This window comes from Methylobacterium sp. 190mf (assembly GCF_900107945.1).
In the GTDB taxonomy this organism is placed as follows: domain Bacteria; phylum Pseudomonadota; class Alphaproteobacteria; order Rhizobiales; family Beijerinckiaceae; genus Methylobacterium.
On sequence record NZ_FNVI01000002.1, the window covers coordinates 141,792 to 154,668 of the forward strand.

The 12,877-nt window shown below is 71.9% G+C and carries 15 protein-coding genes; 10 read left to right on the forward strand and 5 right to left on the reverse strand.

Annotated features, from left to right (window positions below; genetic code table 11):
* Nucleotides 1-7 precede the first annotated feature (7 nt).
* The 3 genes from ykgO (at nt 8) to C4T42_RS03170 (ending at nt 1,896) form a co-directional block, all read left to right on the forward strand.
* Nucleotides 8-133: a type B 50S ribosomal protein L36 gene (ykgO, locus tag C4T42_RS03160; RefSeq protein WP_003601867.1), complete on the forward strand. Its 126-nt coding sequence runs from the start codon at nt 8-10 to the stop codon at nt 131-133.
* Between the two features lie 138 nt (nt 134-271).
* Nucleotides 272-883: a tetratricopeptide repeat protein gene (locus tag C4T42_RS03165; protein ID WP_103984713.1), complete on the forward strand. Its 612-nt coding sequence runs from the start codon at nt 272-274 to the stop codon at nt 881-883.
* Nucleotides 880-1,896 (forward strand): alpha/beta hydrolase, encoded by a 1,017-nt coding sequence (locus C4T42_RS03170; protein ID WP_042675219.1) that lies wholly within the window; start codon nt 880-882, stop codon nt 1,894-1,896. The genes C4T42_RS03165 and C4T42_RS03170 overlap by 4 nt, the downstream gene beginning before the upstream one ends.
* Nucleotides 1,897-1,932: 36 nt before the next feature.
* Here the strand turns inward: C4T42_RS03170 and pyk are convergent, their stop codons facing one another.
* From pyk to C4T42_RS03185, 3 genes are all read right to left on the reverse strand, one after another.
* Complete coding sequence (gene pyk, locus C4T42_RS03175; RefSeq protein WP_056521857.1) at nt 1,933-3,369, reverse strand: pyruvate kinase; 1,437 nt, start codon at nt 3,367-3,369, stop codon at nt 1,933-1,935.
* 139 nt (nt 3,370-3,508) lie between these two features.
* Nucleotides 3,509-3,991 carry a DUF1036 domain-containing protein gene (locus C4T42_RS03180; RefSeq protein ID WP_170868104.1) on the reverse strand — a complete coding sequence of 161 codons (483 nt, stop codon included), beginning with the start codon at nt 3,989-3,991 and terminating at the stop codon, nt 3,509-3,511.
* Nucleotides 3,957-5,276 (reverse strand): glycerate kinase, encoded by a 1,320-nt coding sequence (locus tag C4T42_RS03185; RefSeq protein WP_042675212.1) that lies wholly within the window; start codon nt 5,274-5,276, stop codon nt 3,957-3,959. The genes C4T42_RS03180 and C4T42_RS03185 overlap by 35 nt, the downstream gene beginning before the upstream one ends.
* A gap of 190 nt (nt 5,277-5,466) precedes the next feature.
* Here C4T42_RS03185 and C4T42_RS03190 point away from each other — a divergent pair, with 190 nt between their 5' ends.
* The 4 genes from C4T42_RS03190 (at nt 5,467) to C4T42_RS03205 (ending at nt 7,288) form a co-directional block, all read left to right on the forward strand.
* Complete coding sequence (locus C4T42_RS03190) at nt 5,467-6,231, forward strand: N-formylglutamate amidohydrolase (protein ID WP_042675211.1); 765 nt, start codon at nt 5,467-5,469, stop codon at nt 6,229-6,231.
* Nucleotides 6,232-6,293: 62 nt separating this feature from the next.
* Nucleotides 6,294-6,602 carry a DUF1244 domain-containing protein gene (locus tag C4T42_RS03195; RefSeq protein WP_020091496.1) on the forward strand — a complete coding sequence of 103 codons (309 nt, stop codon included), beginning with the start codon at nt 6,294-6,296 and terminating at the stop codon, nt 6,600-6,602.
* A gap of 130 nt (nt 6,603-6,732) precedes the next feature.
* Nucleotides 6,733-7,011, forward strand: a complete 279-nt coding sequence (locus tag C4T42_RS03200) for a DUF2312 domain-containing protein (RefSeq protein WP_026604676.1) — start codon at nt 6,733-6,735, stop codon at nt 7,009-7,011.
* Nucleotides 7,012-7,075: 64 nt separating this feature from the next.
* Nucleotides 7,076-7,288 carry a hypothetical protein gene (locus C4T42_RS03205; protein ID WP_042675209.1) on the forward strand — a complete coding sequence of 71 codons (213 nt, stop codon included), beginning with the start codon at nt 7,076-7,078 and terminating at the stop codon, nt 7,286-7,288.
* Between the two features lie 71 nt (nt 7,289-7,359).
* Here the strand turns inward: C4T42_RS03205 and C4T42_RS03210 are convergent, their stop codons facing one another.
* A complete protein-coding gene (locus C4T42_RS03210) occupies nt 7,360-8,397 on the reverse strand; it encodes an aspartate-semialdehyde dehydrogenase (protein ID WP_020091495.1) in 1,038 nt (345 codons plus the stop codon).
* 361 nt (nt 8,398-8,758) lie between these two features.
* On the opposite strand from C4T42_RS03210, the gene C4T42_RS03215 reads away from it, so the two are divergent.
* The 3 genes from C4T42_RS03215 to C4T42_RS03225 all read left to right on the forward strand — a co-directional run bounded on the left by C4T42_RS03215 (nt 8,759) and on the right by C4T42_RS03225 (nt 11,898).
* Entirely contained in the window at nt 8,759-9,562 is an 804-nt protein-coding gene (locus C4T42_RS03215) for a hypothetical protein (RefSeq protein WP_103984714.1), read from the forward strand.
* Between the two features lie 136 nt (nt 9,563-9,698).
* Complete coding sequence (locus C4T42_RS03220; protein WP_020091493.1) at nt 9,699-10,121, forward strand: hypothetical protein; 423 nt, start codon at nt 9,699-9,701, stop codon at nt 10,119-10,121.
* Between the two features lie 157 nt (nt 10,122-10,278).
* Nucleotides 10,279-11,898 carry a gamma-glutamyltransferase family protein gene (locus C4T42_RS03225; protein WP_020091492.1) on the forward strand — a complete coding sequence of 540 codons (1,620 nt, stop codon included), beginning with the start codon at nt 10,279-10,281 and terminating at the stop codon, nt 11,896-11,898.
* Nucleotides 11,899-11,902: 4 nt separating this feature from the next.
* Here C4T42_RS03225 and C4T42_RS03230 read toward each other — a convergent pair whose 3' ends face one another.
* The gene (locus C4T42_RS03230) at nt 11,903-12,871 is read right to left on the reverse strand and encodes a hypothetical protein (RefSeq protein WP_020091491.1); all 969 of its coding nucleotides are present in this window, start codon (nt 12,869-12,871) and stop codon (nt 11,903-11,905) included.
* Nucleotides 12,872-12,877: the final 6 nt, after the last annotated feature.

Sequence of the window (12,877 nt, forward strand, 5' to 3'; positions counted from 1 at the left end):
GAGACCCATGAAGATCCGCAACTCCCTCAAGTCCCTGCGTGGCCGCCACCGCGACAACCAGCTCGTGCGCCGCAAGGGCCGGGTCTACGTGATCAACAAGACCCAGAAGCGCTTCAAGGCCCGCCAGGGCTGAGGCCGCTCCGCCCGGTCAGGCCGGGTCGGACGACGATCGACGTTGGGACGGCCGTACCCGAAGGGGCGCGGCCGTTTCCGCATGCGCGCGGCACCGCGGCACGTTGACGGATCCCGGGCCGGCGCACAGTCTGGCCGCATGACGCCGACCCGCCTCCTCGCCGCCCTGGTCTGCCTGTCGGCCCTCGCCCTGGACATCCCGGCGGCGCGGGCGGCCCCGGAGGCCGGGCGTTCCGGCCGCGCCGCGCCCGAGGGGAAGCCGGCGCCCAAGCCGCCGAGCCTGGACGACCTGTTCGCCCGCCTGCGCGCCAGCGAGGACCCGGCCGAGGCCAAGGGCATCGCCCGGCTGATCGAGCGGCGCATGGCTGGGTCGGGCAGCCCGACCGCCGACCTCCTCACTGATCGCGCCCGTCAGGCGGTCACCGCACACGACTTCCCCCTGGCGGCCGAGCTGATGGACCGCGTCACCGCCCTCGAGCCGAACTGGTCGGAGGGCTGGAACCGGCGCGCGACGGTGTTCTGGCTCCTGTCCGACAAGGACGACGCCCTGGCGGACCTGCAGCGGGCCCTGGTGCTGGAGCCGCGCCACTTCGAGGCCTGGGCCGCGATGGGCCGGATCTACGAATCGCTCGACGACAAGGCGCGGGCGCTCGCCGCCTTCCGGCGGGCGCGGGCGCTCTACCCGCAGATGGAGAAGATCGGCGAGGCGATCAACCGCCTCACTCCGGAGGTCGACGGCCGCGACCTGTGAGCCGGGTGACCGCCGTCCTCCTCACCCTCCTGGCCCTGCCCCTCGCCCTCGCCGGGCTCGTCCTCGCGGCCGGCGCGCTGGCGACGCTAATCATCACCCTGCGGGTCGGCGCAGCCAACCCGCCGGCCGGCCCGTTCGTGGCGGTGACCGGCGGCCGCCTCGCGACCCTGCAGGACGGCCCGGCCGACGGGCCGCCCGTCGTGCTCCTGCACGGCGCTTCGGCCAACGCGTCGGATCCGATGGAGGGGATCGGCCGCCGGCTCGCGGCGCGGGGTTTCCGGGTCATCGCGTTCGACCGGCCGGGCTTCGGCTGGAGCGACCGGATCGGCGGCGGCGACGCCGCGCCCCCGGCCGCGCAGGCCGCCCTGATCGCCGAGGCGCTGGAGCGGATGGGTGTCGGCCCGGCGCTCGTCTTCGGCCATTCCTGGGCCGGCGCCCTCGCCCTGGCCCTCGTCCTGGACCACCCGGACAGGGTCTCTGCCCTCGCCCTCGCGGCGCCGGTGGCGATGCCCATGCCGGACCGGATGCCCGATCTGCCCTGGTACTGGCGGCTCGCCGTGACCCCGCCGGTGGCGTGGCTGCTCAGCCGGACGGTCGGGCCGCCCATCGCGCGACACTTCCTGCCCGAGGCGGCGCGCCGGGTCTTCCAGCCGCAACCGCCGCGGACGGATTACCCGGACTTGGCGCGGTCGGACCTGGTCCTGCGGCCCGGAACGCTCCTCGCCAACGTCCAGGACCTGCTCGGCTTGCCGCGCGCCCTGGCGGCACAGAGCCCACGCTACGGCGCGATCCGCGTGCCCACCCTGGTAATCTCCGGTGAGGCGGACCCGATCGTCCGCGCCGACACGCAGGCGGTGCCGCTGGCCCGCGCGATCCCCGGCGCGCGGCTGGTACTGCTGCCGGGCATCGGCCACATGCTCCAGTACGTCGCCGCCGATCGGGTCGCCGAGGAGGTCGCCCGGCTGGCCGGCGCGACGGGCGCGGCCGGTCCGGAGCCGGCCGTCGCGCACTGACGCGCCGGCCGGTCCCGCTCTCCTAGCCGGGTGCCGTCAGGCCTTCTCGGCGTGCTCGCGGGTGATGAAGGTCAGCCGCACGAGGTTGGTGGCGCCCGGCGTGCCGAACGGCAGGCCGGCCACGACGATCACCCGGTCCCCCACGGCAGCGAACTTCTCGCGCACCGCGAACTTGGCGGCGCGGAACGACATGTCGTCCACGTCGCTCGCGTCCTTGGTGACGATCGGGTGCGTGCCCCAGGCCAGGGCGAGGCGGCGGGCGGTCTCGCGCCGCGGCGTCAGCGCGATCACGGTGGCGTTCGGGCGCTCGCGCGACAGGCGCAGGGCCGTCGAGCCGGAATTGGTCCAGGCCATGATCGCGTCGAGGCTCAGCGCGTCGACCATCTGGTGCGCCGCCGCCGCGATGGCGTCGGCGGCCGTCTCGTCGGGGGTCGCGCTCTGCGCCCGGATGATCGACCAGTAGATCGCGTCCCGCTCCACCTGCTCGGCGATGCGGTTCATGGTCTCCACCGCCCCGATCGGGTGGGCGCCCGAGGCGCTCTCCGCGGAGAGCATCACGGCGTCCGCCCCTTCGTAGACCGCCGTGGCGACGTCGGAGACCTCGGCCCGGGTCGGCACCGGCGCGGTGATCATGGATTCGAGCATCTGGGTGGCGACGACCACCGGCTTGCCGTAGCGCCGGGCGCCGCGGGTGATGCGCTTCTGCACGCCCGGCACCTGCTCCAGGGGCATCTCCACGCCGAGGTCACCGCGGGCGACCATCAGCCCGTCGGAGATCTCGATGATCTCGTCGAGGCGCGCCAGCGCCTGCGGCTTCTCGATCTTGGCCATCACCAGGGCGCGGCCGGCGCAGACCTTCTTCACCTCGGCCACGTCCTCGGGCCGCTGGACGAACGAGACGGCGATCCAGTCGGCGCCGGCGTTCAGGCCGGCATCGAGGTCGGCCCGGTCCTTGTCGGTCATCGCCGGCACCGGGATCACGGTGTGCGGCAGGGACACGCCCTTCCGGTTCGAGATCCGGCCGCCGACCTCGACGCGGGTCACGGCCCGGTTGTGCGCCGTCTCGAGCACGGTCAGCCGCAGCTTGCCGTCGTCGACCAGGATGGCGTGGCCCGGCTCCAGCGCCTCGAGGATCTCCGGATGCGGCAGGTGGCAGCGCGCGGCGTCGCCGGGGGTCGGGTCGCCGTCGAGCACGAAGGTGGCACCGGCCTCGATCATCGCGGCGCCCTCCGCGAAGGTGCCGAGCCGCAGCTTGGGTCCCTGCAGGTCGACCAGGATGCCGATCGGCCGCTTGGCCTCGCGCTCGATGGTGCGGATCGCCTCCACCTTTTCGGGCAGCTTCTCGCGCGGCAGGTGGCTCATGTTGAGCCGGAATACGTCGACGCCCGCGCGGAACAGCCGCTCGATCATCTCCGGCGAATCGGAGGCCGGACCGAGGGTGGCGACGATCTTCGTGCGGCGTGACCGTTTCAAGCGTATTTCCTCCGTGTTCTCGTTGCCGCGCGGCGTCGAGCGCCGGCGGTTGAAAGATCTGGCTCAGGGAGCGCAGATCGGCTGTGAGCATCTCGGGCCGGACAGCGTCAAGACCGCAGTCTCGGCCGCCGCCTTCACATTACGGTTTCGCCGGCGCGTCCGGCCGGTTCGGATCCGTGAGCTGGATGGTCCAGCTCTTCTGCTCGCCGGTGTCGACTTCGAAGAAGCCGTTGCGGTCGTAGCCGCGGGCGAGACAATCCTCGATGCCGCGAATCGTGAACTCCGAATCGCGGGTGCACATCAGCGAACGGCCGCTCCACTCGCCGCCGCGCGTGTAGTCGACCGCGAAGACGTAGTAGAACCGCGCGGCCAGCGCGCCCTTGAGCAGCGTCTCGCAGGCCTTCGGCGCCAGATCCCACCAGCCCTCCGTCACCCAGCCCTGGGGATCGCGGTAGCCCAGCGAGATCCCGACCTTGCTGGCGGTCTGGTTGCACAGGCGCAGGTCCGCCTTGGCGGGGCTCGCGCCGAGGAGCGCGAGGCCGAGGACCGTGACTGCCGGGAGGAGCTGAGCCGCCGAGACGCGAGAGCTAATTGACGAGGATGATGCGGCAGTCGTTGACATTGGTACAGGTCGGACCGGGGTTCACGAGGTCGCCGAGGGCCGCGAAGAAGGCGGTGGAGTCGTTCTGCTCCAGCATCGCGGCCGGGTCGAGGCCGGCGGCCCGGGCCCGTTCGAGGGTCGTGGGGTCGACGAGGCCGCCCGCCGGGTCGGTGGCGAGCCCCCGCCCGCCGTCGGTCCCGTCGGTGTCGGCGCTGATGCCGAAGATGCCGGGCTCGCCGTCGAGCGCGACCGCCAGCGCCAGGGCGTATTCCTGGTTCGGGCCGCCATGGCCCTCGCCGCGGATGGTGACGGTGAGTTCGCCGCCGGAGATCAGCGCGACGCGCTTGCCGGCCGCCTTGTGGCGCTTGGCCTCGGCCGCGTGCTCAGCCGCGACCTCGCGGGCCTCGCCCTCCAGGTCGGCGCCCAGCAGGATCGGCTCGTAGCCGGCCGCGCGGGCCGCCTCGGCGGCGGCGTTCAGGGCGTCGATCGGCCGGGCGATGATGCGGTACTCGGCGCGGGCGAAGGCGGGATCGCCGGCCTTCGGCGTCTCGTTGTTGGGGTCGTTCAGGAGGCGCACCGCCTCCTCGGGCAGCGGGATGCCGCGCTTCTCGCAGATGGCCCGGGCATCGGCCAGGGTCGACGGATCGGGCACGGTCGGCCCGGAGGCGATCACCGCCGGATCGTCGAACGGCACGTCGGAGATCGCCAGCGTCAGGATTCGCCGGGCATTGCGGGCCGCGAGGGCCAGGCGGCCGCCCTTGATCCGCGAGATGTGCTTGCGCACCGTGTTGATCTCGCCGATCGGCGCGCCGGACCGGAGCATCGCCCGGGTGATCGCCTGCTTCTCGATCAGCGTGAGGTCGCCGGCGGGGGCGATCCAGTTGGCCGAGCCGCCGCCCGAGAGCAGCACCAGGACCTCGTCGTCGGGCCCGGCCTCGGTGGCGAGCCGCAGCGCTTCGCGGGTTGCCGAGATGCCGGCCTCATCGGGGACCGGGTGGCCCGCCTCGACCATGTGGATGCCCGGCGCCTCCTGCCCGTAGCCGTGCCGCGCCACCGCGAGGCCGACGATCCGGTCGTCACCCAGCCCGTGCTTCTGCCGGTAGAAGCGGCTCGCCACGGCGCTCATGCTGCCCGCGGCCTTGCCGGCGGCGAGGATGATCAGGCGGCCCGGGCTCGGCTCCGGCAGGTGCGGCGGCAGGCAGAGATCCGGATGGGCGGCGCGGATCGCGGCCGTGAGGATCGAATCGAGGAGCGCGCGCTGGTCCCGGGTGGCCGCGTCGGTGACGGGCGGAACGGTGTCGGTCATGGCGTCAAACGGGCTCCTCTCTCCATTGTGTCGCGCGATCCCCGCCCGTTTCTTCCCTGGGCGGCGGGCCCGTTTCTTGCCGTGAGCGCACGATCCTTGATAGGTGATCTGCCCGAGCGGCCGCGCGACGGCAAGCGCCATCGGTGCCCTCGCACAGATCTGAAGACCTCTCTGAAGACCTCGGAGCCCCGTGACCCGTCCGGAGACAGAATCGGCCGTAACGCCCGCGCATCCCTGCGAGATCATTCCCGGCGACCCCGCCTGCGGCCTCGTCATCGCCTGCGACCACGCCTCGAACTTCGTGCCGCCGGACATCGCGCTCGGCGTGCCCGCGTCGGAATACGCCCGGCACATCGCCTACGACATCGGCGCGGCGGCGGTGACGCGGAGCCTCGCGGCGCAGCTCGGCGCCCCGGCGATCCTGACGAACTTCTCCCGCCTCATCATCGACCCGAATCGCGGGCGCGCCGATCCGACCCTGGTGATGCGCCTGTCCGACGGCGCCGTCGTGCCGGGCAATGCCCGGATCGACGAGGCCGGGAAGCAGGCCCGGATCGCGCGGTTCTACGCGCCGTTCGACGCGGCCATCGACGACGCGATCGCCACCGCCCAGGCTGCGGGCCGGCCGCCCGTGCTCCTGACCATGCACAGCTTCACGCCCTACTGGCGCGGGATCGCGCGGCCCTGGCAGGTCGGGATCCTGTACGACCGGGACGACCGCTTCGCCCGCCCGCTGATCCGCGCGCTGGAGGCCGATCCGGCCGGGCTCACCGTCGGCGACAACGCGCCCTACGGCGGCGGCCTGCCGGGCGACACGATCGACCGCCACGCCACCGCGCGCGGCCTCGCGAACGCCCTGGTGGAGATCCGCCAGGACCTGATCGCCGGCGCGGACGGCCAGGCGGAGTGGGCGGCGCGCTTCGCCCGCGTGCTGCGCCCGCTGCTCGCGGCTTGATCTCCGCCGGGCCGGCCCCGAAATCGGGTGTGGCCCGCCCGACCCGAAGAGAGTTGCGACCGATGAGCGAGATCGATCCCAGGACCCAGACGGAACTCGAGGCCGCGGTCTTCCGCCGCCTCGTCGCGCATCTGCGCAACCGGACGGATGTGCAGAACATCGACCTGATGAACCTGGCGGGCTTCTGCCGGAACTGCCTGTCGAACTGGCTGAAGGACGCCGCCGACGAGACGGGCGTCGCGCTGACCAAGGACGAGAGCCGCGAGGCGGTCTACGGGATGCCCTACGCCGAGTGGAAGGCGCGCTTCCAGACGGAGGCGAGTGCGGAGCAGCAGGCGGGCTTCTCGGCCGCGCAGGCCAAGGACCATTGATCAGGGACCATTGATGCGGCGGCCGGACGGCGGCGAATCGGCTAAGCTTCCGGTAAGGCGGGCCCGTTAACCACGGGTCCAGGGCGCAACCGCGCCGTGCATTCGGGAGAGCCCCATGAACGCCCATTCGATGCCCACCGCCGCGCAGCGGCCCGGCGGCGACGTCTCGTCGGCCGAGGGCGTGGCCGCGGACGAGCTGAAGCAGTTCATCGAGCGCCTGGAGCGTCTCGAGGAGGAGAAGGCCGGCATCATGGGCGACATCAAGGAGGTGTTCGCCGAACTGAAGGGCCGGGGCTTCGACGCGAAGGCCGTCCGGACGATCCTGCGCATCCGCAAGCAGGACCACAGCGAGCGCCAGGAGCAGGAGGCGATCCTCGAGCTCTACATGCAAGCCCTCGGCATGGCGTAGCCGGAACGGGCGGCGAGAAGTCCGCCCGGTCCGCGCCTGCCGCATCCGACGGAGCCGCACAGCGGTGTTCGACGAGGCGACGGTCGGTAACAGCGATCGGGCGTCGGTGAACCGTCCCCCGGCCCGCTTCGGGCCGTCGATGACCGGAATGGTCGCGGCGCTCAACGAGCGGCCGCGAAGCCTCTCGGCTATGAACAGCCGGCCCGCGCACGCAGTGCGGACACGTCGCGGACGGAAGGTCCGCACCACCGATCCGCGTCACGATCCCGAGCCGTGACGGATCCTCGGGACCGTGTCCCGAGGATCCGTCGGACAGAGCCCCCTCCCCCAGCGGGAGAGGAAACAGTCTCAGGCGGCGCGCTTGGCGCGGTTCAGCAGCTTACGATTGACGAGCACCTCGGCGATCTGGATCGCGTTGAGGGCCGCGCCCTTGCGCAGGTTGTCCGAGACGCACCAGAAGTTCAGGCCGTTCTCCACCGTCGCGTCCTCGCGGATGCGCGAGATGTAGGTCGCGTCCTCGCCGGCCGCCTCGTGGGGGGTCATGTAGCCGCCGTTCTCGCGCTTATCGATCACCAGCACGCCGGGGGCGGCGCGCAGGATCTCGGTCGCCTTCTCGGCGGTGAGCGGCTGCTCGAACTCGACGTTCACCGATTCCGCGTGACCGATGAAGACCGGCACGCGGACGGCGGTCGCCGTCAGCTTGATCTTCGGGTCGAGCATCTTCTTGGTCTCGGCGACCATCTTCCACTCTTCCTTCGTGTAGCCATCCTCCATGAACACGTCGATGTGGGGGATGACGTTGAAGGCGATGCGCTTCGTGAACTTGCCGCCCTGCTTGATCTCGCCGGCGGTGAACACGGCGCGGGTCTGGTTGAACAGCTCGTCCATCGCCTCCTTGCCGGCGCCGGAGACCGACTGGTAGGTCGACACGACGACGCGCTTGATCGTGGCCGCCTCGTGGAGGGGCTTCAGCGCGACGACCAGCTGGGCGGTCGAGCAGTTCGGGTTGGCGATGATGTTGCGCTTGGTGAAGCCCACCACCGCGTCGGCGTTCACCTCGGGCACGATCAGCGGCACGTCGGCGTCGTAGCGGAACGCCGACGAGTTATCGATGACCACGCAGCCCTGCTGGCCGATGCGGGGCGACCACTCCTTCGACGCCTCGCCGCCGGCCGACATCAGGCAGATGTCGGTGTCGGAGAAGTCGTACGTGTCCAGCGTTTTGACCTTGAGCGTCTTGTCGCCGTAGGAGACTTCCTGACCCTGGCTGCGGCGCGAGGCCAGCGCCACGACCTCGTCGGCGGGGAAAGCCCGCTCGGCCAGGATATCGAGCATCTCGCGGCCCACGTTGCCCGTGGCGCCGACGACGGCGACCTTGTAACCCATCTCTCGTCTCCGCGCGGAAAACCCCGACCGATCCGGGTGCCGCGCCTGTGCCAGTACAATCGGCCGAAGGATCGTTCGTGCCGGACGCGCCCGCCAAACGGGCGCGGCCGCAGACCCCGTCCTCCGCGGAGGTGGGGGCGACGGCCGGGTCGAGCAAGGCGCGCAAGGGCGCGTGCTGTCAAGGCCGCCGACGGCGCAACACTCGATTCACCCTGCCTCCGGAAACCCGGTGACGGTCTCGGGCCGGCAGAGGGAATTCAATCCTTCGGCGCGACGCTGGCGTCCACCCCGCGGCCTCCCGCCGCCACGGAGCACGACCCTGACCGGAACAGCGCCCCTCGTCGATCGGATCGGGCTCGGCGTGCCGGGCGGCCGGGCCGCGCGCGCGCCGGACGCCCCGGTCTCCCCGGGATCTCTCGGCCTGCGCATCGCCCTCGCCGCGGCGGCGATTGCCGTCCTGTGGGCCCTCCCCCGCTGGCCCGGCGAGAACCCGACCTCCGCGCCCGCGCCGCCGCCGGCCGCGGAGACCGCCTTCGTCCCGTCGGTCCAGGCCTCGCCGGCACCGCCCGCGGCCTCGGTCGCCCAGTTCGGGCTCGCGGAACCCGGGCTCGATCCGGTGCGCGTGTCCGCCCGCGTCGATCCGCGGACCGGGCTGCGCGAGGACACCCTCATCCGGGGCGACGTCGCGGCGATCGAGGCGCCGGTCCTGCGGGTCCAGCTCACCCGCGGGCCCCGCTCGGGCGCACCGCCGACGCTCTTCGTCCTCATGGCCCGGCGCGCCGCGAACGGTCCGGCCCTCGACCGGCCGGCCCTGGCGGTGGCCCGGACCGGCGCCCGCGATCAGATCCGCACGAAGTTCGGTGCGGTCGAGACCCTGGAGCTGACCTTCGCGGGCCCCGCGCAGCGGACCTGCACCGGCTTCGTCACGCGCGACACGGCTTTCCAGCTCGACGGATGGCTCTGCGCGCCCCTCGCGCGCCCGCCGGAGCCGCAGGCCCTCGGCTGCATGCTCGACGCGCTGAGCCTCGTCGACCTCGCCGATGCCGCCACGACGGCGGCCTTCTCGGTCGCGCCCGATCCGGCGGGCGCGTGCCCGGCATCGGCCGCGACAGAGCCTCCCGGGAGGGTCGGATCGTTAATCCGGCGGCCGCAAAATAAAAAATGAGGCCGGAGTGTGGCAAAACGCACAAGCTCAGCCATAAGGGCGGAACAACAGCCTCGCCCAAGCGTCTTATCGTCAAAGGCGGCGAACTGTTAAGCTTCGGTCGCCATACTGATGGCACTCAAGGACAAGGTTGGCCATGCGCTCGCTCAAGATCGCCCTTCTCGGCGTCGTCGCCGCCACCGGCCTCGGCGCCCTGGCCTCCGCGCCCGCCCAGGCTCAGGATGGCTACGTCCCCGGCCCGATCTACCGGGTCAGCCGGCCGCTCCCGATCCGAGTGCGCCCGCGCAGCTGGCTCGATGCCGGTAACGTGCCGCTGACCTCGAACGTTCCGGGCGCCGGCGGCTCGCGCAACCCGGCCCTGAACCCCTACCTGATCGCGGCGTCCAACCAGCTGACCCCGCCCTACGGCCCGACGGACCGCTTCGGCCGCGGCATCCTGCCGGATCCGATCACCAACGGGCCGTTCATCGGCGCCCGTTCCTCGGCGATCCGCAACGTCGACCTCTCCTTCGTCGACCGGCTGGACCCGACCTCGCCGCTCTACGGCCGCCCCTACTGAGCGGCCCGGCAAGGCAGCATCACGTTCACGAAGCGCGGGTCCTCGGGCCCGCGTTTTTCGTTGGCGGGCATGCCCGGCCACGCCTTCACCGGGGCCGGATATCCTGTATGCCAAGTGCCGCGGGAGCGCGTGGGCTGCCGAGACCGGGAACTGAGCGATGAAGCCGTTCGACTGGGTGACCGGGTATCCGTCGCTGCGGATGCCGATGTTCGGGCGCAACTGCGTGGCGACCTCGCACGCGCTGGCGGCGCAGGCCGGCATCCAGATGCTCCAGGCCGGCGGCAACGCGGTCGATGCCGCGATCGCCACGGCGGCCGCTAAGACCGTCACCGAGCCGTGCAGCAACGGTCTCGGCTCCGACGCCTTCTGCATCCTGTGGGACGGGAAGGCGCTGCACGGCCTCAACGCTTCCGGCGGGGCGCCGGCCGCCTGGAGCCGGGACTACTTCCTGAAGAAGTACGGCGCCGGCGAGCGGCCGCCGATGCGCGGCTGGGACTCGGTCACCGTGCCGGGCGCGGTCGCCGCCTGGGCGGCGCTGAGCGAGCGCTTCGGCCGCCTCCCCTTCGCCGACCTGATGCAGCCCGCGATCCGCATCGCCGAGCGGGGCTACCTCGCGCCGGTGGTGGTCCAGCAGAAATGGGCGGCCGCGGCCCGGATCGAGGCGATCACCCGCCAGCCGGGCTTCTCGGAGTTCTTCCTGCCGCGGGGCCGGGCGCCGGATGTCGGCGAGCTGGTGACCTTCCCGGGTGCCGAGAAGACCCTTCGGCTGATCGGCGAGACCAAGGGCGAGGCCTTCTACCGGGGCGAGATCGCCGAGGCGATCGCCGCGCACGCGCGGGCCAACGGCGGCGCGATGACCGCCGCCGACCTCGCGGCGTTCCGCCCCGAATGGGTCACGCCGACCGCGAAGGACTATCACGGCTACACGCTGCACGAGATCCCGCCGAACGGCCAGGGTATCGCGGCGCAGATCGCGCTGGGCCTCCTCGAGCAGTTCGACCTCGGCGGCCTGCCGGTCGATGGGCCGGAGTCGCAGCACCTGCAGATCGAGGCGATGAAGCTCGCCTTCAGCGACACCTACCGGTACGTCGCCGACCCCCGCGGGATGGAGGTGACGCCGGAGGCCATGCTCGACCCAGCCTACCTCGCGGAGCGCGCCAAGCTGATCGACCGGAATCGCGCCCAGGTCTTCGGGCCGGGCAAGCCGCCCGCGGGCGGCACGATCTACCTCACCGCGGCCGACGAGTCCGGCATGATGGTGAGCTTCATCCAGTCGAACTTCATGGGCTTCGGCTCCGGCGTGGTCGTCCCGGGCTGGGGCATCTCCCTGCAGAATCGCGGCTACGGCTTCGTGCTCGTTCCGGAGAGCCCCAACGTGGTGGCGCCCGGCAAGCGCCCGTTCCACACCATCATCCCGGGCTTCCTCACGAAGGACGGAGCCCCGGTGATGAGCTTCGGCGTGATGGGCGGCAACATGCAGCCGCAGGGGCACGTCCAGACCCTGGTGCGGATGATCGACCACGGCCAGAACCCGCAGGCGGCCTGCGACGCGCCGCGGTGGCGGGTGAACGAGGGCCTCGACATCAACGTCGAGGCGGCGATGCCGGGCGCGACCCTGGAGCGCCTGAAGGCCCTCGGCCACGAACTCGAGGTGATCGAGGACAGCTACCAGGATTTCGGCGCTGGCCAGTTCATCTGGCGGATGGGCGATCCGGCCGTCGAGGGCTACGTGGCCGCGAGCGACCCGCGCCGCGACGGGCAGGCCGTGGTCTGGTGACGCGCTACTTGACCTGCACGCTGTCCACCACCTGGCGGAACTTGGCGAGGACGCCGTCGCGCTGATCCTGCCGCACGACGCCGAGGGCGCGGACGTAGCCGTCCGGTGCGAACCGGATGGTCTGCATGACCACGACGGGCTGGTTGGTCGGCTGATCGAGGGCGCGGGCCACGATCTCGTGCCAGTCGACGCCGTTCGAGCGGTAGCTCTGCGCCCGCTCGATGACGAAGTCCTTGAGGGTCTGATTGGACGCCAGGGCGGCGCGGGCGAAGCCGTCCCGCTGCTCGGCCCCGGGCGGCTGCTGCACGGCCTGCGCGAGGACGAGGATCGGCTGTTCCAGATTCTGCATCTGGTCCTTCGGGCCGCTGGTGAGGAGGACCGAGTTGCCGGCCATCACCCGCACGGGCCGGAAGCCCGCCATGTCGGCGATGCGGAAGGGCAGCGCGTCGACCTGCTGGGTCAGCGACAGGGCCGGCCGGAGGGTGACGCCGGTCACCATCTTGCGCATCGAGGCCTCGGTCTCGGCGTCGGGCAGCGCCTGGGCGATGATCAGCCCGGTCACGGTCGGTGTGCCAACCACGAGGATCCACTTCCGGATAGCCGGCGCGGACGAGCCGGGATCGGCGGGCTGCTCACCGGTGTAGAGCATGCCCTCGTTGTCGCCGATCTTGACCTCCTCGCGCTTCTCGACCGCGAAGCCTTGGCTCAGCAGGTTGGCGTCGGTGAAGCCGCTGACGAGCTCCGCGAAGGCGTTCGCGGGCAATTCGACGACCGACACGGTCGCGCCACCCTCTTTCCGCTCGAAGCCCGAGAAGCGCCGCGACAGCGACATGTCGGCGGGCGGGTCGAAGCCGAAGCGCGAGCCCGCGGGATAGACGGGATCGCCGGCCCGGGCGGCCGAGCCGAGGCTGGCCGCCAGCGCGGCTGCGCATAGAACCCGTCCGAGACGCAGCGTCAGGTTGCGCATCCGCATCGAAAA

Excerpts from the sequence above, each read along its gene's own strand:
- C4T42_RS03220 (WP_020091493.1), top strand. The coding sequence starts at position 9,699 with ATGCGCTCGCTCAAGATCGCCCTTCTCGGCGTCGTCGCCGCCACCGGC.
- C4T42_RS03230 (WP_020091491.1), bottom strand. The coding sequence starts at position 12,871 with ATGCGGATGCGCAACCTGACGCTGCGTCTCGGACGGGTTCTATGCGCA.
- C4T42_RS03185 (WP_042675212.1), bottom strand. The coding sequence starts at position 5,276 with ATGACCGACACCGTTCCGCCCGTCACCGACGCGGCCACCCGGGACCAG.
- C4T42_RS03195 (WP_020091496.1), top strand. The coding sequence starts at position 6,294 with ATGAGCGAGATCGATCCCAGGACCCAGACGGAACTCGAGGCCGCGGTC.
- C4T42_RS03165 (WP_103984713.1), top strand. The coding sequence starts at position 272 with ATGACGCCGACCCGCCTCCTCGCCGCCCTGGTCTGCCTGTCGGCCCTC.
- C4T42_RS03210 (WP_020091495.1), bottom strand. The coding sequence starts at position 8,397 with ATGGGTTACAAGGTCGCCGTCGTCGGCGCCACGGGCAACGTGGGCCGC.
- C4T42_RS03200 (WP_026604676.1), top strand. The coding sequence starts at position 6,733 with ATGCCCACCGCCGCGCAGCGGCCCGGCGGCGACGTCTCGTCGGCCGAG.
- C4T42_RS03180 (WP_170868104.1), bottom strand. The coding sequence starts at position 3,991 with ATGTCAACGACTGCCGCATCATCCTCGTCAATTAGCTCTCGCGTCTCG.
- ykgO (WP_003601867.1), top strand. The coding sequence starts at position 8 with ATGAAGATCCGCAACTCCCTCAAGTCCCTGCGTGGCCGCCACCGCGAC.
- C4T42_RS03225 (WP_020091492.1), top strand. The coding sequence starts at position 10,279 with ATGAAGCCGTTCGACTGGGTGACCGGGTATCCGTCGCTGCGGATGCCG.